Here is a 21,477-nt window from a genome sequence, read left to right as displayed (position 1 = left end):
CAGTGACTGATCAATTGCCATCGCGGGCAAGCCCGCTCCCACAGTGTTTTGTGTTGTTCTGAAGACATCAAATCCTCCTACACTGTGCCCATCCGTACTACTACTGGAGTTGCTTGATGCTGTCACTGCTTACCGATCACCCGTTGCTCAGCGCGCTGATTCTGATCCTGATCGATCTGGTGTTGTGGCGTTTGATCACCGCCAGCGGCAGCAATTGGAAACTGGCGGTGCGGCTGGTGATTTTCTCATTGTTCAGCGTGCTGCTGTTCAACGAAGGCTTGAACCCCATGGCGCCGGCGCCCTGGGTCGACAATGTACCGTTGCACCTGGCGGCGACCGGTTTGCAGATCGGCTGGTGGCTGTACGCAGCGCGCACCCTGACGGTGTTGCTCGGCGCGGTGATGATGCAGCGGGTCGGGCACACCGGGCGTTTGTTGCAGGACTTGCTCGGCGCGGTGATTTTCCTGATCGCGGTCATCGCTGCCCTGGCATACGTACTCGAGTTGCCGGTCAAGGGCGTGCTGGCAACGTCCGGCGCGTTGGCTATCATCGTCGGCCTGGCCTTGCAAAGTACCCTCAGCGACGTGTTCTCCGGGATCGTCCTCAACACCACCAAACCCTATCAACTGGATGACTGGATCTCCATCGATGGCACCGAAGGCCGGGTCATCGACATCGACTGGCGCGCCACGCGCCTGCAAACCGCGCAAGGCAGCATGGCGGTGATCCCCAACTCCCTGGCAGCCAAGGCCAAGATCATCAACTTCAGCCGGCCCAGTGACATTTTCGGGGTGTCGATCAGCTTGCAGGTAAGCCCCCACGCGCGTCCGCAAACGGTGATTGATGCACTGGAGCGGGCCATGCAGGGCTGCCGCTTTCTGTTGAACAAACCGGCACCGAGTGTCTCGTTGAAAAGCTCTGGCAGCACCGGCGTGGAATACGAAATCAGTGGCTTCGTGATCTCCATGGATCAGAAGCGCATGGTGCGTAATCAACTGTTCGACCTGGCGTTCCGGCACCTGCAGGCGTCCGGGGTCAGCCTGTTGTCGAGCGTCGAACCCAACGCGCCTGCTGCACTGTCACAGCCGCGGGCGCTGCTGGAAAGCTCGAACATCTTCTCGACCCTGCGTCAGGAAGAGAAAGAAACCTTCAGCCAGAACATGAAGCTGCAAACCTTCCGTGCCGGTGAAATGATTTTGCCGGCGGGGGAGGTCAGCGATCATCTGTTCATCATCGAGTCGGGCGTGGTGTCAGTCACCCTGAGTCGCGGCGGTACCAAGTTCGAAGCCGGGCGCATGGGGCCGGGTGAAGTGATCGGCGAGGCCGGGATTCTTTCCGATGAATCGGCGCTCGCCGACTTTTCGGCCAAGACCTTTTGCACGCTCTACCGCATCGAGAAGGAATACCTCAAGCCGTGCCTGGACGCGCGGCATGACATCAGCGAAGCAATGAAGGCGTTGTTCGATTACCGGATGCATGCGGCTCAGACGCTGATTCAGGAGGTGCCGAAGGTGGTGGCGAAAAAGGGGTTTTTGCAGTGGTTACGTAGCCGCGCTTGACACGCCAATTGCATTGGCGGGCGATGGGACCTGTCAGTCTTCGGTTGCTTGCGCTGGCTGGGCGTTGGCGTAGCGACGCAGGACATAGTAGAACGGCCGGCCATTCTGATAGACCAGGTTGACCGGCAGCTTTTCGATGTCGGCGCGGGACATCAATCGGTATTTCTGGCCGTCATCCAGCACAGCTCCATGCCACGGTGTGCGCCAGATGTTGTCGCACTCCATCAGCTTGATGCCGATCTTTTTACTGTGCGGTGGCTGAGGGTGGATCGACAGGCGAATGGCTTCGGTAAACACTTCTTCCACCAATGCACTCCAGGCGTTACTGCGAATGATCACCTGATAAGCGAGCGCCTTGGACTCTTCTTTGAGTTTGTTTTTACTGCAGTCCGGTTTGCGGAACTTGAGATCAGTAAACATGAATCGGTGAATGCCGTTAAATAGGTTAGCGGTTTCCGGGTCGGTTTTAACGGCGGCCTTCAAGGCTTCCAACGGGCGACCGTAGCGCTCGACAAGTTGTTGGCGAATGCGCTCGAAGTTATAACTGTTGAAGTAATCCTCAAGGTTGAACAGTTGAATGTTGTCCAGGCGATGCTCGTCCAGAATATGACGTATTGCCTGTCCATAGTGGGTCACCTCTTCATCACTAACCCCCACGCAGTCAGAAAAGGCCCGACCATCCGAGCAGATGATGATGTTCGCGCCGGGGGGATAGACTGCGGTGATTTTCAGGCATAACTCGTTGAGTTGCTGCAGGCTAAGGTGTTCACCAAGGTCGGGAGCAGAGCCCAGGACCTTCGACAGATTGGGCGACTTGGCCGGGAAGGCGGGCAGAATAAAGCGGATGGGGGCGCCTTGCTCCATCGAGGTCACGATCTTGTGAATGTGCAGTTGCAGGCAAACTTTGCAGGGGAACATCAGGCAGCGGTCATGCTCCTCGGTCAGCCGGCGTTGTCGGTAGATAATTCTAAGAATACTTCTGGCTATTTGCTCATGTTCAGGCAACGGCAGAGAACTTGCGACAGGCAAGTGGTGATCGGTATTCGAGTCCATTCGAATTTATCCTTATGGAAATATTGAAGTTTGATGAGGCGAATTGCCTCTGGAGTGTAACGTTATTGATTTAGTTGGCGAGATGGGTGTGCGCGAGGATTTGTTTTTGTTTATTACGCTTGATGTGCTGTGTCGCTAGCTGGCGGCTGTTCATTGCAGCCAAGACCGGCGTCCTGGCCTGAGTGCAATTAAGTGGCGCAGACCGAGTTCTGGAAACGCTCAAGCCGCAGGTTATTGTTCACGGTGCCCAATGGCCTCCTCGACTTCTGCAATATTGGCTATTTGGCAGGTGGGCTCGGGGCATTAACGTAGCGCCAACCCCACCTGTGATTGGAGCTCATCATGCAACCTCGTATCGATTTCTACACCGCCTCTCCAGACGGCCTGAAAGCCATGATCGCCCTGGAAACTTCCGTCTCGAAGCTGCCCCTGGAAAAGTCGCTGATCGAACTGGTCAAGCTGCGCGCTTCGCAGATCAACGGCTGCGCCTTTTGCATCGACATGCACACCGCCGATGCCATCAAAGGCGGGGAAACGCCACGCCGGCTGTTCGCCGTGACGGCCTGGCGCGAGGCACCGTTCTTCACCGATCGTGAACGCGCCGCACTGGCCTGGACCGAATCCCTGACGCAGCTGAGTCTGACCCACGCCCCGGACGAAGACTATGCATTGCTCAGCGCCGAGTTCAGCCCCAAGGAAATGGTCGATCTGACTGTGGCGATCTCCACCATTAACAGCTGGAATCGGCTGGCCGTGGGTTTTCGCAAAATGCCTCAAGAGTAAGAATCGGGCTCAATGCGCATCAGCACTCGGCGCGGCTGGTGGTTGTACCTTGCGCATCAAGGGCACCATCGCCGTGGCGAGGATGAAGCAGACCATGATCATCAGGAACGCGTCGCCATAGGTTTGCGTCTGCGCTTCGCGGTAGGTCAGCAGCCATAGCTGACGCAGGCTGGCGGTGACGCCGATGTCACCGCTCTGGCCGAGGGCGGCGAAGTTATTGCCGACCTGGGACAGCCACTGATTCAGCGCTTCGTTGGTGCTATTGAGGTTCTCCGCCAACCTGGTGAAGTGCAGGTTGGTGCGGTCATTGAGGATAGTCGCGCACGCGGCGATACCCATCGCGCCGCCGAGATTGCGCATCAGGTTGAACAATCCCGAAGCATGCTTGAGCCGCGCGGGCGCCAGTCCGCCGAGGGTCAGGGTCACTGCAGGCGGCACTGCCAATTGTTGAGCGATCCCGCGCAAGGCCTGCGGCAGCATCAATTCCTTAGCCCCCCAGTCGTGGGTGATCGGGCTGAAATCCCACATCGACAGGGCGAACAGCCCAAGGCCGGTCATCATGATCCAGCGCAGGTCGATGCGGTTGGCCAGAAAGGCGTATAGCGGAATCGCCAGGATCTGGAACACCCCGGTGGAAAAAACCGCCAGGCCAATGTCCAGCGCGCCGTAGCCACGTACGCGACCGAGAAACAGTGGCGTCAGGTAAATCGTCGCGAACAGGCCGATCCCCGTGACGAACGAAAAGAAACAACCGAGGGCGAAGTTGCGGTCTTTCAAGGCACGCAGATCGACGATCGGATTGGCCACGTGCAGGGTGCGACCAATGAAGGCCAATCCAGCCAGGCCGCTGATCCAGGCAGTGGTCAGAATCGTTCTGTCGCTGAACCAGTTGAAGCGCGGGCCTTCTTCGAGGGTGTATTGCAGGCAACCGAGAAACACCGCCATGAACAGCATGCTCAGGTAGTCGGCACCCTTGAGCAGCGACAGTTCCGGTTGATCGATTTTCACCAGCATCGGCACTGCCACCGCGACGAAAATCCCCGGTACCAGGTTGATATAGAACAGCCAGTGCCAGGACGAAATGTCGGTGATCCAGCCACCGATCACCGGCCCCAGCGTTGGTGCCAGCGAGGCCACGGCGCCGATGGTCGCGGCGGCGATCACCCGTTGTTTACCAGTGAAGAAAAAGAATGCGGTGGTGAACACCAGAGGGATCATCGAACCACCGAGAAACCCTTGCAGGGCGCGGAAGGCGATCATGCTCTGGATGTTCCAGGCCGCGCCGCAGAGCAGGCTGGCTAAAGTGAAACCCACCGCCGAGGCGCAGAACAGCCAACGGGTCGAGAACACCCGGGACAACCAGCCCGACAGCGGAATCACGATGATTTCGGCGATCAGGTAACTGGTCTGTACCCACGCGGTTTCGTCGGTGCCGGCCGAGAGCCCGCCGCCGATGTCACGCAGCGACGCCGAGACGATCTGGATATCCAGCAACGCAATGAACATGCCGATGCACATCGTGGCGAAGGCGAACACCTTGGTCGCCGTCGCCATGTTGGCGGCGTTGAACGGCTGCGCGGGGGCGGCGAGGGCGCGACTCATGGTGTGCTGGCCACGGTCGGGGATTCAGGCTCGGCGCGGGTGTCCACTTCGGCAGTCACCGACAAACCGGGGCGCAGATGACCGAGCACGCCATCGGCCGGGTCGAGCAGGATTCGCACCGGCACCCGCTGGACGATTTTGGTGAAGTTGCCGGTGGCGTTTTCCGGTGGCAGCACGCTGAACTGCGAACCACTGGCTGGCGCGAGGCTGTCCAGATGACCGTGGAATTCCCGCCCCTTGAGCACGTCTGCATGAACGATCACACGCTGGCCCGGCGTCATCCGCGACAGCTGATCTTCCTTGAAATTGGCATCGACCCACAGCCCGCTGGCCGGCACCACCGACAACAGTTGCGAACCGGCCTGGGCGTAAGCGCCGACCCGTGCCCGACGATTGCCGATGACGCCGTCGACGGGTGCCCGCAGCTCGGTGTAGCCGACGTTCAACTGCGCCAGATCACGCTCGGCCCGCGCCTGTATCAACGCGGCGCGCGCTTGCTGTTTCTGGGTTTCAATCACGTTCAATTGGCGTTGCGCGGCCAGCAGTTCGGCCTGGGCCCGGGCACTCTGGGCCTGTGCAGTCTTGAAAGTGGCGTCGGCTCGTTGTGCGCTTTCCACCGAGACTGCATTGCTGTTCACCAAGCGTTTGTAGCGGGCGTTATCGTCCCGCGAGCGCGCGGTTTCGGCGCCCGCGGCATCGATGCCGGCGCGGGCCTGGCCGATCACCGCGTGTTGCAGTTGTTCGGTGGCGTCGAGGTTGGCCAGCAACGCTTCTTCGGCAGCCACCGCACCTTCGGCTTTGGCCAGGTTGGCGCGATAGTCACGGGCGTCGAGACGAATCAGCACATCCCCGGCCTTGACCTTCTGGTTGTCGGTGACCAGCACCTCTTCGATATTCCCCGCAACTTTCGGCCCGATCACCGTGACGTCGCCACCGATGTAGGCATCGTCGGTTTCTTCGATGAAACGGCCGGCGGTCCACCAATGAGCTGCGTATAGCCCGATGAACACCAGGGCCGCGATGGCCGCCGTCAGCAAGATCAACCTTTTAAGCAGGGGAGGCTTGGGTGTGTTCACCGCGACAGCAAGATCGGGTTCAAGGCTGGGCATGCTGGTCATGGAGAAGTACCTGTAAGAAATGATGCTTTATTATGGATGTAATATGACCTAGGTAATATTTGCTGACAAGGGTTTCTGCTGCCGGTCGTCAGGTTGGTTTTGAGTTATAGGACGTATCGCGGACTTCTCTTATCGAACGCCTTGGCCGCCCGCCCTCGGTTTTTGATTCTGATTCAACATCCCATCCAGTCTTCCGACGGGCCACAGCACGGGGGATCGAGGGAATCCATTGCTTCCAGTTAATAGGAAGCATTACTATTCACGCCTCCTCTCCACAGCACACCGCAATGATCCCCAAGCTGCCCCGCAGACACGGCTTTTTCGAGCATTACGAAGAGTTGATCGGCACCTGGACCCGTCGCCTGAGAAATCGTCAGCAGGCCGAGGACCTGGCCCATGACACCTTCGTGCGGGTGCTTGAGTCCGATTCGGCGGCGGTGCAACAACCTCGGGCGTATTTGCACCAGACCGCGCGCAACATTGCGGTGGACGGTTATCGGCGTGAGGATCGGCGGGGCGCCATGGAGTCCGAGGCGATCGATCACAGTGTGTCGTCGTCCGGCGACCCGGAGCATTTCATGCACGCGATCCAGTTGGCGGATTCCATCGAACGGGCGCTCACCGAGCTGCCGGTCAACTGTCGCAAGGTGTTCGTCTGGCAGAAGATCGAAGGCCTGACCCAGGCCGAAATAGCTGAGCGCCTGGGGCTGTCCAAGAACATGGTGGAAAAGTATATGATCCGCACCCTGCGGCATTTGCGTGATCGCCTGGACGGGTTACAGCCATGATTCGCCGCGCCTTTTCATCCCCGGCCAAACAGGACTTTCCATGATGGATACTCGTGATTGTGCGTGCGGGCAAACAACGGTTCGCGACGACGCGGCGCGGTGGTTTGTGCGTTTGCAGGAACCTGCCGTCAACGCCGAAGACCGGCGAGGCTTCGAGATCTGGCTGGACGAACACCCTCAGCATCGCGACGAATATCAAATGCTCCAGAGCCTGTGGGCGGCGGCCGATCTGCTACCCGCCAAGCGTTTGCACGCCTTGTGCGAAACCCCGCCGGCGCGCAGTAAACGTCGCCCGCTGATGCGTTACGCGGTGGCCGCCAGTGTGTTGGCGATGGCGCTCGGCCTGGGGTTGTTCAGTGGCTTGAATCATCCGGCGACCTACACTGCGGAATATTCCACGGCCCTTGGCGAGCGTCGTCATGTGGCGTTGCCGGATGGTTCGGTGATCGATCTGAACAGCCGCAGCCGGGTGCAGGTGCGCTATGAAAAAGACCGTCGTGGCATCGAGTTGACGCAAGGCGAGGCGATGTTCAGCGTCGAGCACGACAGCAGCCGACCGTTCGTGGTCGAGGCGGGCAGCGGCAAAGTGATAGTCACTGGTACCCGTTTCGACGTGCGTCGCGACAACACTGGAACCCGGGTCGCGGTGGAGCAGGGCACGGTCAAGGTTCAAGGTGACGGTGCCGATTTCGTCAGCCTTACCGCCGGCCTTGGTACTCGCGTCGATGCCTTGGGGAAGGTGGCCGCGGCCTATACGGTCAACCCTGCCGAACTGACCGCATGGCGCAGCGGCAAACTGGTGTTCAACAACGCCAGCCTCAGCGAAGTGGCCGAAGAAGTGTCGCGTTATCGGGAAAAGCCGCTGACGGTCGGTAGCGCCAAAGTGGGCAATCTGCGCCTGACCAGCGTGTTCAAATCCGACAACACCGACGCATTGCTCAAGGCCTTGCCGAGCATCCTGCCGGTAGCCATTCGGACCCTCGATGACGGCAGTCAGGAAATAATTGCCCGATAGATTCAGGTTTTTTTCGAGTTCTTCGTCTACTTGTCCAACTGCAACTGGTTTGCATTAACAGCCGCACACTCTTGCGATCCACAGGACAATGTTCGACGTGAAGAAAACCACCGCTAAAAATAACAAATCATCCTGGCTGCCCCTCGCTCTCGCTCTCGCTCTCGCTCTCGCTCTCGCTCTCGCTCTCGCTTTGGCGGTCAGCGCGGCGCTGCCCCAAGCGTTCGCTGCCGATGCCATTCATATTCAGGCGCAGCCGCTGGGTCAGGCCTTGAGTCAGCTGGGCCAGCAAACCTCGCTGCAGGTTTTTTTCAGCCCTGAACTGGTGGCGGGCAAACAGGCCCCGGCAGTCGACGGCAATCTTTCACCGGAACAGGCATTGCGCCAATTACTGCAGGGCAGCGGTCTGGAATATCAGATCGATGAAGGCTCGGTGACCCTGATGCCAGCCCCGACTTCCGCCGCCAACGGCCCGCTGGAATTGGGCGTGACCGACATCAAAGTGGTCGGCGACTGGCTCGGCGATGCCGATGCTGCCGTGGTGCAAAATCATCCTGGCGCGCGCACGGTGATTCGTCGTGAAGCCATGGTCGAGCAGGGCGCCATGAACGTTGGTGACGTGCTGCGTCGCGTACCCGGTGTGCAAGTACAAGACGCCAACGGCACCGGCGGCAGCGATATTTCCCTGAACGTCGGCGTGCGCGGCCTGACCTCGCGCCTGTCGCCACGCTCCACTGTGCTGATCGACGGCGTGCCGGCCGCCTTCGCCCCTTATGGGCAACCGCAGCTGTCCATGGCACCGATTTCTTCCGGCAACCTCGACAGCATCGACGTGGTGCGTGGCGCCGGCTCGGTGCGTTATGGGCCGCAGAACGTCGGTGGCGTGATCAACTTCGTCACCCGCGCGATCCCGGAGAAAGCCACCGGTGAAATCGGCACCACCCTGGAAACCACTCAGCGCGGTGGCTGGAAGCACATCGACACCGCGTTTCTCGGTGGCACCGCCGATAACGGCATGGGCGTGGCGCTGTTGTATTCCGGCGTGAACGGCAACGGGTATCGCAAAAGCAACAACAGCAATGACATCGACGACGTGATCCTCAAGACCCATTGGGCGCCCACCGATCAGGACGATTTCAGCCTCAACTTCCATTACTACGACGCCAGCGCCGACATGCCCGGCGGCCTGACGCAGAAGCAGTATGACGCCGATCCATTCCAGTCCGACCGCGACCATGACAACTTCAGCGGCCGGCGCAAGGACGTGTCGTTCAAGTGGATTCGGCAGATCGACGACCGCACCCAGGCCGAAGTGCTGACCTACTATTCCGACAGCTTCCGTGGCAGCACCATCGCCGCTCGCGACCAGAAAACCCTCAGCTCTTATCCGCGTACTTACTACACCTTCGGCATCGAACCGCGGGTGTCCCATGTGTTCGATGTGGGTCCGACCACTCAGGAAGCCAGCGTCGGTTATCGCTACCTGAAAGAAGGCATGCATGAAGAGGCGAGCCGTCTGGCACTGGTGAACAATCAGCCGGTGGTCACCCCAACCTCCGATGGCCATGTGTTCCAGGATCGCACCGGCGGCACCGAAGCCCATGCCATTTACATCGATGACAAGATCGACGTTGGCAACTGGACCGTGACCCCCGGCATCCGTTTTGAAAGCATTAGCACTGAATGGCACGACCGGCCGGTTCTCGACACCGCCGGCAGACCTGTGCAGGAAAAACGCCGCAGCATCGACAGCAACGAACCGCTGCCCGCCCTGAGCGTGATGTATCACATGTCCGAGGCCTGGAAGCTATTCGCCAACTACGAAACCTCGTTTGGCAGCCTCCAATATTTCCAGCTCGGTCAGGGTGGTTCGGGTGACAACACCGCCAACGGCCTGAACCCGGAAAAGGCCAAGACCTACGAGATCGGCACGCGCTACAACAATGACGTGTGGGGCGGGGAAGTGACGCTGTTCTACATCGACTTCGATAAAGAACTGCAATACATCAGCAACGATGTGGGCTGGACCAACCTCGGCGCGACCACGCACCAGGGCCTTGAAGCCTCGGTACATTACGACATGGCGGCGCTGGACCCTCGGCTCGACGGCCTGACCGCCAATGCCGGTTTCACCTACACTCGCGCCGTTTATGAAGGCGAGATTCCAGGCTTCAAGGGCCGTGACCTACCGTTCTACTCGCGTCAGGTGGCGACCGCCGGCCTGCGTTACGACATCAACCGCTGGACCTACAACCTCGATGCCTTTGCCCAATCCAAACAGCGCTCGCCAGGCACCGCGGTGAACGCTGATGGCAGTTTCAGCGGCAACTACATCACCGAAGGCAGCGCGGACGGCCAATACGGCGACATCCCGGGTTACGTCACCTGGAACGTGCGTGGGGGGTATGACTTTGGCTCGCAATTGTCGAACCTGAAAGTCGGCGCGGGGGTGAAGAATATTTTCGACAAGCAATACTTCACCCGCTCCAGCGACAACAACTCGGGGATGTACGTCGGCGCACCGCGTACGTTCTTTGTGCAGGCCAGCGTCGGGTTCTGATCGACCGAGTTAACTTCATCGCGGGCAAGCCCGCTCCCACATGATCTTTGGCGTACACAAAATCTGTGTTCGCTGAAGATCTATTGTGGGATCTGCGTCGTACACAAACGCTGTGTTCGCTGAAGATCCTTGTGGGAGCGGGCTTGCCCGCGATTCTTTTAAACCTTCAACACCTTCCCACCAATCGCCACGGCCACCAGCAACACCGCCATCAACCCAAAGGCAAAGCTCAAGCTGCTGCCATGGGCGATAAAGCCGATCACCGCAGGCCCGGCGAGAATTCCTGCATAACCCAGAGTGGTAATGGCCGGCACGGCAATGCTTTCCGGCATGACGGTCTGTTTGCCCACGGCGGTATAGAGCACCGGCACAATGTTCGAACAGCCAGCGCCCAGCAGCGCATACCCCACCAGTGCCGCTTCCCAGCTCGGTGCAAACGTCGCCAGTGCCAGGCCCGCCGCGGCCGTCAGGCCACCAAACACAATCACTCGTGTAGCACCGAGGCGCCGGACAATCGCATCGCCGGTCAAACGCCCGACGGTCATGGTCAGCGCAAACGCCGCATAACCCAGCCCCGCATACGCCGTGTCGATCCCGCGCTCCTGCGCCAGGAACACTGCGCTCCAGTCGAGCGCCGCGCCTTCGGCCAGGAACACGATGAAACACATCCCGCCGATAAACAGCACGATGCCATGCGGTACGGCAAACGCCGGCCCGGAGCTTTCGCTGCCATAGGGCAACAGATGCGGCGCGGCCTTGAGCAATGCCACCACCAGCAGCACGATCACCACCAGCATCGCCCCCAGCGGCGACATCCCCAAACCGAGCAGGGCGCTGACACCCGCAGCACCGACGATTCCGCCAAGGCTGAACAGCCCATGAAACCCCGACATCATGGTCTTGCCGCTGGCCCGCTCGACGATCACCGCTTGCAGGTTCACCGTCGAATCCACCGTGCCCAGGCCCGCGCCGAACATGAACAACGCCGCGATCAACGCCGGAATCGAAGACACCGTCGCCAACAGCGGCAGTGCCGCACAGATCAACAAAGTCCCGCCGCTCAACACCCGACGACAGCCAAAACGCGAAGCCAGAATACCGGCCATGGGCATCGCCAGAATCGAGCCCACCCCCAGACACAGCAGCAACAGCCCGAGGGTTCCTTCATCCAGCCCGGCCCGCGCCTTGGCGTAAGGCACCAGCGGCGCCCAGGCCGCGATGCCGACCCCGGCGATGAAAAAGGCGATGCGTGTGGACATCTGTTCCAGACGTCCGGGGACGAAGGTGGCTTGGGTATTGAGGTTGGTCATATCAATCCTTGGCAAAAAACGTCGCGTCCCCAAGGGACAGTGAACAACCACAAAGGGTTCGATCATCATGTCCGGGTGGAATCGCAGTCAGGCAGGGTGACATCCTTGCACAGCCAGCCGTTGTTTCGCGATATCGTCGACGCATCAATTGTTCATAGAGAGGGGGTGCCATGACGCGAATGTACGATGCTCGGGGCAATATCTACGCGGTGGTGGCGCCCGATGCGCTGCGCAGTAGCGGTATCGACCTGTCTGAACAGGCCAGCCATGCTGCGCAAACCCGTGAGGCGTGGACGTTGTCGGCCATCGAGGCATTCTGCGGCTGGGCCCCCGGTACACAACCGCCCGGCAGCAAGGCGCATCGCTGCGATGGTCTGCTGGTGGGGCCGTTTCAATCGTCGCCGCCTTTTGATCTGCTGATCGTCAACACCGACGGCACCCTGGCCGAGCGCAGTGGCAATGGCTTGACGATTTTTTCCCAGGCCCTTAGGGAGCAAGGGCTGATGCCGAAGGAAGAGGCCTGTCTGCTCCGGGTTCATCACGACAAAAGCGATGCGGTTTCGCCGGTGGAGACTTCAGTGAAACCGGCTGAAATCGATGGTGTGCAAGGGTTCTGGCTGGATCTGGGACAGCCATCGTTCGGGCCTGAAGCGGTGGCTGCGCAAGGGGTTGAACCCGTGACGTTGAAGGGGCGCGAAGTCAGTCATGTGCGGCCATTGTCGGCGCTCGATCCTGCCTGGAACCGCAGCCAGTTCGTGCGTATCGGCAATCCGCATTGCGTGACGTTGGTGACAGGCGCCGATACGTTGCCGAGTAACACGCAGATGCGCGAGCCAGAATTGGCCGAAGGATTGACCCGCATCGCTTACGCCATGCCGACCGGGGCAGGGCAGCCGTGTGTGGCAGGGGTGAACCTGCAATGGGCGATGCTTGAATCCGAGGGGCGAATCGTTGCGCGGGTGTTTGAGCGTGGCGAAGGGCCGACCGCCTCGTCGGGCACCAGCGCCAGTGCGGTGGCGTGTGCGGCGTGGCGCGTGGGTTGGGTGGCGGCGGGTGAGGTGAAGGTGGTCATGCCTGGCGGCACGGCGCCGATTTTGCTGGAGGAATTGGATGGCGAGTTGAGTCGGGTGAGGTTGTTTGGTACGGCGCGGTTGATGGGGTGAATTCAACATCGCCATCGCGGGCAAGCCCGCTCCCACAGGTTCAGCGTGATCCCTGTGGGAGCGGGCTCGCCCGCGAAGAGGCCCGTCTGGTCAGCGACTTTCTAAAGCTGATCCGCCCATTCCACCACCGGCATCTGCCGCTTCATCAACACCTTGCCACCCCGCACCGAGTACAGCGGCAAACCCTGGCTACGAATCACCTCATAATCGCTGTCCGCCGACAGAATCAACAGATTCGCCGGTCGCCCTTGTTCCAGCCCATAACGATCACCCAGGTTCATTGCCTTGGCACTGTTGTCGGTCACCAGATCCAGCGCGCTCTGCAGATTGCGATAACCGAGCATATGGCAGATGTGCAATCCAGCCTCGAGCACCCGCAGGATGTTGCCGTTGCCCAGCGGATACCACGGATCGACAATCGAATCCTGACCGAAACACACGTTCATTCCCGCTTCGAGCAACTCATTCACCCGGGTCACGCCACGGCGTTTCGGGAAGTTATCGAAGCGTCCTTGCAGGTGAATGCTTTCGGTCGGGCAGGAGACAAAACTGATCCCCGAATGCCCGAGCAGGCGAAAGAGTTTGGCGCAGTAAGCGTTGTCGTAAGAGCCCATGGCCGTGGTGTGGCTGGCGGTGACGCGTGAACCCATGTCGCGGCTGCGGGCCTCTTCGGCCAGCACTTCAAGGAAGCGTGAGTGCGGGTCGTCGGTTTCGTCGCAATGCACGTCCACCAGACAACCGGTGCGCTCGGCCAGGTCCATGAGGAACTTCACCGAGCTCACGCCCTGATCCCGGGTGTATTCGAAATGCGGAATGCCCCCGACTACATCGGCGCCCAGACGGATCGCTTCTTCCATCAGCTCTCGGCCGTTGCGATACGACTCGATGCCTTCCTGAGGAAACGCGACGATTTGCAGGTCGATCAGATGATGGCTTTCCTCGCGGACTTCGAGCATTGCCTTGAGCGCGGTCAGTTCCGGGTCAGTGACGTCGACGTGGGTGCGCACATGCTGAATGCCATGGGCGGCGAGGGTCTGGATGGTCTTCTTGGCACGGGTCTTGGTGTCTTCCTGGGTGATGGTCGCCTTGCGCTCGCCCCAGCACTCGATGCCTTCGAACAGCGTGCCGCTCATGTTCCAGCGCGGCTCGCCGGCGGTCAGGGTGGCGTCGAGGTGAATATGCGGCTCGACGAAGGGCGGCACCACCAGATTGCCGCCGGCGTCCAGGTCATCAGGCCCCAGGGACGGGGCTTCGGTTTGCCGGGCAATGCTGTGAATCAGGCCGTTTTCCAGGTGCAACTCATGCAGGCCTTCTTGGTTGCGCAGGCGGGCGTTGATGATATGCATCAGGCGAATCCTTTTAGAGATCTTGTAGTGGTGCGTCGGCGGTACGGGCACCCAGTACCCCGGTCAATAGCACATACGTTAGCGCGGCTACGGCAATCCCTACCAGCGGCGCGACCCACGGCGAGCTGAAGGCGGCGACTGTGCCGACCGCATAAGCGCTCAGTCCCGGCCAGTTGAACGCGGGCAGCCGTGTGTCGGCCAGACGTGGGTAGCGGCCCCGATAGCGGAAGAAAAAGTCGGCCATGATCACTCCGCCAATCGGCGGAATCACTGTGCCCAGCAGAATCAGGTAAGGCACCAGCATGTCATACATGCCCAGCAGTGCCAGCAGTGTACCGATCACCGCGCCGGACAGGGTCACGGTTCTGCGTCGGCCGGTGCGCAGCAGGTTGCAGCCAGCGACGGCGAAGTTGTAGATGGTGTTGTCCTGGGTGCTCCAGATGTTGAGCAGCAACATCGCCATCGCGGCCATGGCGAAACCTTGCAACAGCAGCACTTCGACCACGTCCGGTTGCTGATAGACGATGGCCCCATAGGCACCGATCAACACCATCAGACCGTTGCCGACGAAGAAGCCGATCAGGCTCGCCAACACCGCAACCCGTGCTGAACGGGAGAAACGTGTCCAGTTGGTTGCTTGCGTCGCACCGCTGACGAACGTGCCGAACACCAGGGTAATCGCGGTCGACCAATCCAGCGTTCCCGTCGGAACCACCGCGAGCAAGCCCTCGAGCCCGCCGACCTTTACTGTTGCGACCCACATCGACAGCATCAGCAGCAACATCATGGCCGGCACGGCGATGTACGACAGAATCTCCAGCCCGCGATAGCCGATGTACGCCGTCGCGCAAAAGCCCAGGCCGAACAGCACCATCAGCCCCAGAACGGTGCCGTCGCTCAGTTCGAAATATTTACCGAGTACGACGGCTGCCGTCGCGGTGCCCCAGGCGTACCAGCCGATCTGGGTGAAACCGAGGATCAGGTCGCTGAGTTTGCTGCCCACTTCACCGAAGCAGAAACGTCCCATCAGCACCGAGTTGAGGCCGCTCTTGAAGGCGATGTAGCCCAGCCCCGCGGCGTAGATCCCCAGTAGCAGATTGCCGACGATAATCACCGCCATCATCTCGCCGAAACTGAACGCCACACCGAGCTTGCCGCCGGCAAACATGGTCGCGGTGAAGAAGGTAAAACCCAGTAGCACCATGGCGGTGGAGGCAAGTCCCTTGCGGGCATGCATCGGGACTTCGCTGAGGGGGTAATCGTTGCCCGAATCGTTCTGCGTCATGTGGCGTTCCTTGCTGGATGGAGGACGCGGGGGGTGTTGCAGTGCTCGTGCCAATGGCGCGAGGGTGTTGTTATTTATAGACGAGCAGGCGGATTTGACCCGGAGAGGGCTCGAAAGCGGTGCGGGGTTGAGTCAAATTGGAACATTTATGGTGTTGCTGGAATTGCCAAGATCGCAGCCTTCGGCAGCGCCTACACCGATCTCTGTAGGAGCTGCCGAAGGCTGCGATCTTTTGATTTTTGATCACCCTGCCAACGGCAAAAACCGCAATATCGCCGCCACAATCGCCTCCGGCGCATCCTCCTGAACCAGATGCCCGGCATTGGCAATGGCGTGAAACTGCGACCCCGCAATCATCTGATGCAGCGTCTGGCCGCGCTCAATGGGAATCCACTGATCGTCCTTCCCCCAAAGAATCTGCACCGGGCAGCGAATCGTCGGGTACAGCCCTTCGACCTCACGGGTATAACGTTCATCCATCTGCGCGATCTGCCGGTAGAACGCCGCTTGTCCCGGGTCTCCCAGCCAAGGCTGCACATAGGGCGCCAGCTCATGATCGGGAATCTCGCGCTTGATCGCGCCGCGAATATAGGCCGGCACAATTGCCTGCTGAATGTAATCGGGCAGTCCACTGAATGCGGCTTCATGCCGACGCACATGCTGCACGAACGGCGATCCCCAGGGCGACAGCGCCACTGGGTCGATCAGCGTCAGGCTGCGGTAATCCTTGCCGTTCAGCAGATGCGCGCGCAACGCGGTGGCGCCGCCGAAATCGTGGGCCACCACGTCTGGCCGTTCCAGGCCCCAGTGCTCCAGCAATTGCGCCAACAGTTGATTCTGTACGCCCAGCGACACGTCGCCGTCCGGCTGAGTGGATTGCCCGTAACCCAGCAGATCGAAGTAGTGCACCCGGTGCGTGGTGATGAAGTGCGGTGCAATCCTGTGCCACACATAAGAAGAGAAGGGTGTGCCATGCACGAACACCAGCGGCGGACCGTCGCCACGCACGGCGTAGCGCACGGAATGCCCGTTGAAGCGATAGGTCTGAGCCAGCGGCCAGTCAGCCATGGGAGCGTCCTCTTGGCATGTGCGAGCCAAGAAGCATAGGCATAAAAAAACAGCCATTGAAGGCTGTTTTTATATTCACTGACGAAACGCAGTTTCCCTTGTGGGAGCCCTGTGGCGAGGGGGCTTGCCCCCGTTTGAGTGCGTAGCACTCACAAGATCTTTGGTATATCAGCGATTTTGGGGCTGCTTCGCAACCCAACGGGGGCAAGCCCCCTCGCCACAGGTCGCTCCCACAAGGGATTTTCGTTGTCTTTAGATCGGTTTATTCACCGCGATAGATGCAACCGCTGGTGCACGTTTCGTGGATGCGAATCGCGCTGAGTTCCGGCAGCAGGGGCTTCAATTCATTCCAGATCCACTTGGCCAGCACTTCGCTGGTCGGGTTTTCCAGGCCAGGAATGTCGTTCAGGTAGTTATGGTCCAGGCGCTCGTAGAGCGGCTTGAAGATCGCCTTGATTTCCGAGAAGTCGCGGATCCAGCCCGTGTGCGGATCGAGGTCGCCGCTCAGGTGAATCGCCACTTTGAACGAGTGACCGTGCAGGCGACCGCACTTGTGGCCGTCCGGCACGTGGGGCAGGCGGTGGGCGGACTCGAAGGTAAATTCTTTGAAGATTTCCACAGTGATGTTCAGCTCTGTCAGGTGGCGATCGCCGCGGCGATATGGGCAGGTGGCGAGTTTACCAGAGCTCTGGGCAAAACACTGACTAAAGGGTCAGCAAGCGCTCGCCGAGGCGACCGTTGGCGGCCAGTTCAAGGAACTCATCGCCCAGACGACGGCTTTCATCCATCGTCGCGCGCCAGTATTTCTGCCGGCTCGGGGCGTCACCCATGAAGCGCTTGAAATCGTTACGGTCCGGTAGTTTGCCGTAGGGCAGGCGCGACAGGTATTCCTTCGACGGCGCCAGCAACAGAACATCCTGCAAACGCACCGGGCAGGCGCGGCGCCATGGCAGGGTCTTGTCGAACCAGCCGGGGATCACTCGATCAGTGAAGTGCGGATACAGCACGATGTCGTTGCCGCTGTAGGGCAAGTCGAGGTGATAGTCCAGCAGTCCGCCATCGCGAAACGTCCCGGCGCCGGCACCCGGCAGGTCGCGCACACCTTGCATGACCATCGGGATCGAGCCCGAGGCGAGCAGGGCCTGGCGCAGGTTGCCGGCATCCAGCGCAACGAAGCGCGACGGGAAGTCATTCAATGCGTTGACCGGTGGCGCCAGGCGCGGGTCGTGGATGATCAGCCGCTCGAAATGCCGCGACAGCCGCGCGCGCCCGCGCAGGTTGTCGGCGATCACCGACGACAGGCCCAGCCCCAGCCGACCACGATGATCGTCCGCCAGCAGGCCGTGGCTTTTGACCACCATGATGTTCAGTCGGTAGTGGGCGTTATCCAGAATTGACGCATCGCGGCCGTCGAGCAAGTCATCGAGCATGCGCCGGGAGCTCTGGCTGATCTGCGCCATGGTCACGCCCTTGGCGAAGTTCTGCTCGGTGTACAGCTGACCGAGGCGGCGGATGCCTTCAGCGGCATCCGGCAGGCAGGCGCTGGCGAAGCGCCAGGAACCCACCGACGCACCAATCAGCGAACGCTCCCGGGGCGCCGCCGGCAGCCATTCGCCGAACAGCGCCAGATCCAGCCCCTGAATTCCCAACGCTTTCGGGCCACCGGCGGCGCCCGGCAACGTTCCCACATCGGCGGCGCTCAAGCCATTTGCACGGATGCGCGCCAAGGCACGCGGCCCGGCCTTGAGGGTCAGGGAAGGGAACTTGATGTGGATCGCGGTCATACCGGTCTCGATGTCTGGCAGGCGGGAGATTATAAGCGCGTTCTGCAGGTGCATGGATCCATTGTGGGAGCCTGCGATATTGTGGTGCCAGCCCCAATGATGGCAATTCAGTTTCAGTTAAGTTCGAATCACTAAGGTGACGCTCGTAGCAACACATAAAAAAATACGGAGACACCCATGAAAATCCTGACTGCCCTGTTCACCGCCTCCATCATCACCATGACCGCCAGCATCGCTCATGCGCGAGACCTCGGCCCCGACGAAGCCCTGAGACTGCGCGACGCTGGTACCATTGTGTCCTTCGAGAAGCTCAACGCCACGGCATTGGCCAAACATCCCGGCGCCAAAATCACCGAAACCGAGCTTGAAGAAGAGTACGGCAAGTACATCTACCAGGTGGAACTGCGCGATCCGCAGGGCCTTGAGTGGGACCTGGAATTGGACGCTGTCAGCGGGCAGGTTCTCAAGGATCATCAGGATACGTAATGAAGGTGTTTTCTTTTAATCGGCGCACCAGCAGTCGGATGGCGCTGGCGCTCCTGGCTTTTTGCTCGGTGGTCATGGCCCGCGACCTGGATCAGGACGAGGCCCTGCGCCTGCGCCAACAAGGTGTGATCCTGCCGCTGGAGCAGCTCTTGCAGCAAGCGCTGGACCTCTATCCCGGGGCCAAGCTGCTGGAAGCCGAGCTTGAGGAAAAGCACGACGTCTACATTTACGAGGTCGAGCTGCTGACAACCGAAGGCGTGGTACGCGAGCTGGACCTCGACGCCACCACCGGCCATTTACTGAAAGACAAGGAAGATTGACCGATGCGTTTGCTCTTGGTGGAAGACCACGTGCCGCTGGCCGACGAATTGATGGCCGGCCTCAACCGGCAGGGTTACGCCGTGGACTGGCTGGCCGACGGCCGCGATGCGGTGTACCAGGGCAGCAGCGAGCCCTATGACCTGATCATCCTCGACCTCGGCCTGCCGGGTTTGCCGGGGCTCGACGTGCTGGCGCAATGGCGGGCCGGGGGCTTGGCCACGCCAGTGCTGATCCTCACGGCGCGCGGTTCCTGGGCCGAGCGGATCGAAGGCCTCAAGGCCGGCGCCGACGATTACCTGACCAAACCGTTTCACCCCGAAGAGCTGCACTTGCGAGTCCAGGCACTGTTACGCCGTTCCCACGGCCACGCCAATCAGCCGACGCTCAAGGCCGCCGGTTTGCATCTGGATGAAGGTCGTCAGTGCGTGACCCGCGACGGTGCCGACATCCAGCTCACCGCCGCCGAGTTTCGCTTGCTGCGCTACTTCATGCTGCACCCCGAACAGATCCTTTCCAAAAGCCACCTCGCCGAACATCTCTACGACGGTGAAACCGAGCGCGATTCCAACGTGCTGGAAGTTCACGTCAATCACCTGCGACGCAAGCTCGGCCGTAGCGTGATCGAAACCCGTCGCGGTCAGGGTTACCTGTTCGGCGGGCAAGCCCAGTGAGGTCGATTCAGCGCCGCTTGAGCCTGGGCCTGATCAGCGTGATGGTGATCGTCGGCCTGGTACTGGCGCAAACCAGCCTTTGGCTGTTCGAAATGGGGTTGCAGCGCTACCTCGAAGCCGGGCTGCGCAACGACAGCGAAAACCTGCTGGTGGCGCTGGTGCGTGGGCCGCAGGGATTGCAACTGGATGAGCGACACTTGGCGCCGGCCTATCAGCGACCGTTCTCCGGGCATTACTTTCGTATCGATTTCGCCGACAGCCATTGGCGTTCCCGCTCGTTATGGGATCAGGAGCTGCCGCAGCTTGGACACCCTGGCCTGCATAGCAATCTGCAATTGGGGCCGGAAGGGCAGCAGCTGCTGGTATTGCGTTCGGACTACCGTCGGTTGGGCCAGGCGATTTCCATCAGCGTCGCCCAGGACTACACCCCGGTGCGCGAGAGCTTCCGGCGCATGCAACAGGTCGGCCTCGGGTTGGGGTTGGCGGGGCTGTTGTTGATTTTGCTGTTGCAACGGATCACCGTGCGCCGCGCCTTGCGTCCTCTGGAAAAAGCCCGCGAGCAAATCGCCCAGTTGCAGCAGGGCCAGCGCTCGCAACTCGATGAAGAAGTGCCGCTGGAGCTGGAACCGCTGGTGGCGCAGATCAACCATTTGCTGGCCCACACCGAAGACAGCCTCAAGCGCTCGCGCAACGCGCTGGGCAATCTTGGGCATGCCTTGAAAACCCCGCTGGCGGTGTTGTTGAGCCTGGCTTCCAGCGAAAAACTCGATGCTCACCCGCAGCTGCGCAAAGTCATGCAGGCGCAGCTGGAACAGGTTCAGCAACGGCTCAATCGCGAACTCAACCGCGCCCGGCTGTCCGGCGATGCACTGCCGGGGGCGCTGTTTGATTGCGATGCGGAACTGCCGGGATTGCTGGCCACGTTGAACATGATCCACGGCGAACACCTCGAGCTGAGCTACCGCGCGCCGGCCGGTTTGCAACTGCCGTGGGATCGCGAAGATCTACTGGAGTTGCTCGGCAACCTGCTGGACAACGCCTGCAAATGGGCAGATGCCGAGGTGCGGTTGAGCGTGGTCGAAACGGCAGAAAGGTTTGAGTTGAGTGTGGAAGACGATGGGCCGGGAATTCCCGAAGACCAGCGCACTCAGGTGTTCAGCCGCGGTACCCGGCTTGATGAACAGACGGATGGGCATGGGTTGGGGTTGGGCATCGTGCGCGACATCGTCGACACGTGGGGCGGGGCGTTGAAGTTGCAGGAAAGCGAGTGGGGCGGGTTGAAGGTGATGATCGAGTTGCCCAAACGCTGACCTCGATCCAAAGAACGCTGCTTAACCTGTGGGAGCGGGCTTGCCCGCGATGGCGATGTAACAGTCAACATAGATGTTGGATGTTATGGCCTCATCGCGGGCAAGCCCGCTCCCACATGGATCTGTGTTGCCTGCAAATTTTTCGGACAATCACTAACCCCTGTGGGAGCGAGCCTGCTCGCGATAGCGGCAGTACAGTCAACATCGATGTCACCTGACACAACGACTTCGCGAGCAGGCTCGCTCCCACATTTGGAT

Annotated in this window: 19 protein-coding genes; 10 read left to right on the top strand and 9 right to left on the bottom strand. The window is 60.4% G+C overall.

The window, feature by feature from the left end; all coding sequences use genetic code 11:
• The first annotated feature begins 116 nt into the window (after nucleotides 1–116).
• Nucleotides 117–1,559, top strand: coding sequence for a mechanosensitive ion channel family protein (locus tag JFU11_RS25770; RefSeq protein ID WP_201062502.1), 1,443 nt, complete (start codon nucleotides 117–119; stop codon nucleotides 1,557–1,559).
• A gap of 33 nt (nucleotides 1,560–1,592) precedes the next feature.
• On the opposite strand, the gene JFU11_RS25765 is transcribed toward JFU11_RS25770, so the two are convergent.
• Nucleotides 1,593–2,612 (bottom strand): isocyanide synthase family protein, encoded by a 1,020-nt coding sequence (locus JFU11_RS25765; protein ID WP_201062501.1) that lies wholly within the window; start codon nucleotides 2,610–2,612, stop codon nucleotides 1,593–1,595.
• Between the two features lie 342 nt (nucleotides 2,613–2,954).
• On the opposite strand from JFU11_RS25765, the gene JFU11_RS25760 reads away from it, so the two are divergent.
• Nucleotides 2,955–3,395, top strand: a complete 441-nt coding sequence (locus JFU11_RS25760) for a carboxymuconolactone decarboxylase family protein (protein WP_201062500.1) — start codon at nucleotides 2,955–2,957, stop codon at nucleotides 3,393–3,395.
• Nucleotides 3,396–3,404: 9 nt separating this feature from the next.
• Here the strand turns inward: JFU11_RS25760 and JFU11_RS25755 are convergent, their stop codons facing one another.
• Both JFU11_RS25755 and JFU11_RS25750 read right to left on the bottom strand, forming a co-directional pair.
• Nucleotides 3,405–4,997 carry a DHA2 family efflux MFS transporter permease subunit gene (locus JFU11_RS25755; RefSeq protein ID WP_123720404.1) on the bottom strand — a complete coding sequence of 531 codons (1,593 nt, stop codon included), beginning with the start codon at nucleotides 4,995–4,997 and terminating at the stop codon, nucleotides 3,405–3,407.
• Complete coding sequence (locus tag JFU11_RS25750) at nucleotides 4,994–6,115, bottom strand: HlyD family secretion protein (RefSeq protein ID WP_201062499.1); 1,122 nt, start codon at nucleotides 6,113–6,115, stop codon at nucleotides 4,994–4,996. Before JFU11_RS25750 ends, JFU11_RS25755 begins: the two co-directional genes overlap by 4 nt.
• A 287-nt stretch (nucleotides 6,116–6,402) precedes the next feature.
• Between JFU11_RS25750 and JFU11_RS25745 the strand changes: the two genes are divergently transcribed.
• From JFU11_RS25745 to JFU11_RS25735, 3 genes are all read left to right on the top strand, one after another.
• Nucleotides 6,403–6,903 carry a sigma-70 family RNA polymerase sigma factor gene (locus JFU11_RS25745; protein ID WP_201062498.1) on the top strand — a complete coding sequence of 167 codons (501 nt, stop codon included), beginning with the start codon at nucleotides 6,403–6,405 and terminating at the stop codon, nucleotides 6,901–6,903.
• 40 nt (nucleotides 6,904–6,943) lie between these two features.
• The gene (locus JFU11_RS25740; protein WP_201121404.1) at nucleotides 6,944–7,918 is read left to right on the top strand and encodes a FecR family protein; all 975 of its coding nucleotides are present in this window, start codon (nucleotides 6,944–6,946) and stop codon (nucleotides 7,916–7,918) included.
• A 97-nt stretch (nucleotides 7,919–8,015) separates the two neighbouring features.
• Complete coding sequence (locus JFU11_RS25735) at nucleotides 8,016–10,475, top strand: TonB-dependent receptor (protein ID WP_201121403.1); 2,460 nt, start codon at nucleotides 8,016–8,018, stop codon at nucleotides 10,473–10,475.
• Between the two features lie 158 nt (nucleotides 10,476–10,633).
• Here the strand turns inward: JFU11_RS25735 and JFU11_RS25730 are convergent, their stop codons facing one another.
• Nucleotides 10,634–11,785 carry an MFS transporter gene (locus JFU11_RS25730; RefSeq protein WP_123720400.1) on the bottom strand — a complete coding sequence of 384 codons (1,152 nt, stop codon included), beginning with the start codon at nucleotides 11,783–11,785 and terminating at the stop codon, nucleotides 10,634–10,636.
• A 170-nt stretch (nucleotides 11,786–11,955) separates the two neighbouring features.
• On the opposite strand from JFU11_RS25730, the gene JFU11_RS25725 reads away from it, so the two are divergent.
• Nucleotides 11,956–12,948: a hypothetical protein gene (locus JFU11_RS25725; RefSeq protein WP_201062495.1), complete on the top strand. Its 993-nt coding sequence runs from the start codon at nucleotides 11,956–11,958 to the stop codon at nucleotides 12,946–12,948.
• 101 nt (nucleotides 12,949–13,049) lie between these two features.
• Here the strand turns inward: JFU11_RS25725 and codA are convergent, their stop codons facing one another.
• The 5 genes from codA to JFU11_RS25700 all read right to left on the bottom strand — a co-directional run bounded on the left by codA (nucleotide 13,050) and on the right by JFU11_RS25700 (nucleotide 18,431).
• Nucleotides 13,050–14,294 (bottom strand): cytosine deaminase, encoded by a 1,245-nt coding sequence (gene codA / locus JFU11_RS25720; RefSeq protein WP_123720398.1) that lies wholly within the window; start codon nucleotides 14,292–14,294, stop codon nucleotides 13,050–13,052.
• Between the two features lie 13 nt (nucleotides 14,295–14,307).
• Nucleotides 14,308–15,579 (bottom strand): cytosine permease, encoded by a 1,272-nt coding sequence (gene codB / locus JFU11_RS25715; RefSeq protein ID WP_201062494.1) that lies wholly within the window; start codon nucleotides 15,577–15,579, stop codon nucleotides 14,308–14,310.
• Between the two features lie 243 nt (nucleotides 15,580–15,822).
• Nucleotides 15,823–16,647, bottom strand: a complete 825-nt coding sequence (locus JFU11_RS25710) for an alpha/beta hydrolase (protein WP_201062493.1) — start codon at nucleotides 16,645–16,647, stop codon at nucleotides 15,823–15,825.
• A 262-nt stretch (nucleotides 16,648–16,909) separates the two neighbouring features.
• On the bottom strand, nucleotides 16,910–17,266 hold the full coding sequence (gene queD, locus JFU11_RS25705; protein WP_003173033.1) for a 6-carboxytetrahydropterin synthase QueD: 357 nt from the start codon (nucleotides 17,264–17,266) through the stop codon (nucleotides 16,910–16,912).
• An 85-nt stretch (nucleotides 17,267–17,351) separates the two neighbouring features.
• Nucleotides 17,352–18,431, bottom strand: coding sequence for a patatin-like phospholipase family protein (locus JFU11_RS25700; protein WP_123720395.1), 1,080 nt, complete (start codon nucleotides 18,429–18,431; stop codon nucleotides 17,352–17,354).
• A 177-nt stretch (nucleotides 18,432–18,608) separates the two neighbouring features.
• Here JFU11_RS25700 and JFU11_RS25695 point away from each other — a divergent pair, with 177 nt between their 5' ends.
• From JFU11_RS25695 to JFU11_RS25680, 4 genes are read left to right on the top strand one after another with little or no spacing between them, the layout of a single operon-like run.
• On the top strand, nucleotides 18,609–18,917 hold the full coding sequence (locus tag JFU11_RS25695; protein WP_123720394.1) for a PepSY domain-containing protein: 309 nt from the start codon (nucleotides 18,609–18,611) through the stop codon (nucleotides 18,915–18,917).
• On the top strand, nucleotides 18,917–19,237 hold the full coding sequence (locus tag JFU11_RS25690) for a PepSY domain-containing protein (RefSeq protein ID WP_123720393.1): 321 nt from the start codon (nucleotides 18,917–18,919) through the stop codon (nucleotides 19,235–19,237). The genes JFU11_RS25695 and JFU11_RS25690 overlap by 1 nt, the downstream gene beginning before the upstream one ends.
• 3 nt (nucleotides 19,238–19,240) lie before the next feature.
• Nucleotides 19,241–19,909 (top strand): response regulator transcription factor, encoded by a 669-nt coding sequence (locus JFU11_RS25685; RefSeq protein ID WP_007907723.1) that lies wholly within the window; start codon nucleotides 19,241–19,243, stop codon nucleotides 19,907–19,909.
• Nucleotides 19,906–21,219, top strand: coding sequence for a sensor histidine kinase (locus tag JFU11_RS25680; protein WP_123720392.1), 1,314 nt, complete (start codon nucleotides 19,906–19,908; stop codon nucleotides 21,217–21,219). The genes JFU11_RS25685 and JFU11_RS25680 overlap by 4 nt, the downstream gene beginning before the upstream one ends.
• Nucleotides 21,220–21,477: the final 258 nt, after the last annotated feature.

Origin of the sequence: Pseudomonas sp. TH37 (assembly GCF_016650735.1) — a bacterium.
Lineage (GTDB): Bacteria > Pseudomonadota > Gammaproteobacteria > Pseudomonadales > Pseudomonadaceae > Aquipseudomonas > Aquipseudomonas farris.
The sequence above is the reverse complement of the archived record's forward strand: the minus strand, read 5'-3'. Positions and strand labels throughout refer to the sequence as shown.

Coding starts and splice junctions, on each gene's coding strand:
- JFU11_RS25765 (WP_201062501.1), bottom strand. CDS start 2,612: ATGGACTCGAATACCGATCACCACTTGCCTGTCGCAAGTTCTCTGCCG.
- JFU11_RS25695 (WP_123720394.1), top strand. CDS start 18,609: ATGAAAATCCTGACTGCCCTGTTCACCGCCTCCATCATCACCATGACC.
- JFU11_RS25750 (WP_201062499.1), bottom strand. CDS start 6,115: ATGACCAGCATGCCCAGCCTTGAACCCGATCTTGCTGTCGCGGTGAAC.
- codA (WP_123720398.1), bottom strand. CDS start 14,294: ATGCATATCATCAACGCCCGCCTGCGCAACCAAGAAGGCCTGCATGAG.
- JFU11_RS25685 (WP_007907723.1), top strand. CDS start 19,241: ATGCGTTTGCTCTTGGTGGAAGACCACGTGCCGCTGGCCGACGAATTG.
- JFU11_RS25760 (WP_201062500.1), top strand. CDS start 2,955: ATGCAACCTCGTATCGATTTCTACACCGCCTCTCCAGACGGCCTGAAA.
- JFU11_RS25770 (WP_201062502.1), top strand. CDS start 117: ATGCTGTCACTGCTTACCGATCACCCGTTGCTCAGCGCGCTGATTCTG.
- JFU11_RS25700 (WP_123720395.1), bottom strand. CDS start 18,431: ATGACCGCGATCCACATCAAGTTCCCTTCCCTGACCCTCAAGGCCGGG.
- JFU11_RS25745 (WP_201062498.1), top strand. CDS start 6,403: ATGATCCCCAAGCTGCCCCGCAGACACGGCTTTTTCGAGCATTACGAA.
- JFU11_RS25725 (WP_201062495.1), top strand. CDS start 11,956: ATGACGCGAATGTACGATGCTCGGGGCAATATCTACGCGGTGGTGGCG.
- codB (WP_201062494.1), bottom strand. CDS start 15,579: ATGACGCAGAACGATTCGGGCAACGATTACCCCCTCAGCGAAGTCCCG.
- JFU11_RS25755 (WP_123720404.1), bottom strand. CDS start 4,997: ATGAGTCGCGCCCTCGCCGCCCCCGCGCAGCCGTTCAACGCCGCCAAC.
- JFU11_RS25690 (WP_123720393.1), top strand. CDS start 18,917: ATGAAGGTGTTTTCTTTTAATCGGCGCACCAGCAGTCGGATGGCGCTG.
- JFU11_RS25710 (WP_201062493.1), bottom strand. CDS start 16,647: ATGGCTGACTGGCCGCTGGCTCAGACCTATCGCTTCAACGGGCATTCC.
- JFU11_RS25740 (WP_201121404.1), top strand. CDS start 6,944: ATGATGGATACTCGTGATTGTGCGTGCGGGCAAACAACGGTTCGCGAC.
- JFU11_RS25730 (WP_123720400.1), bottom strand. CDS start 11,785: ATGACCAACCTCAATACCCAAGCCACCTTCGTCCCCGGACGTCTGGAA.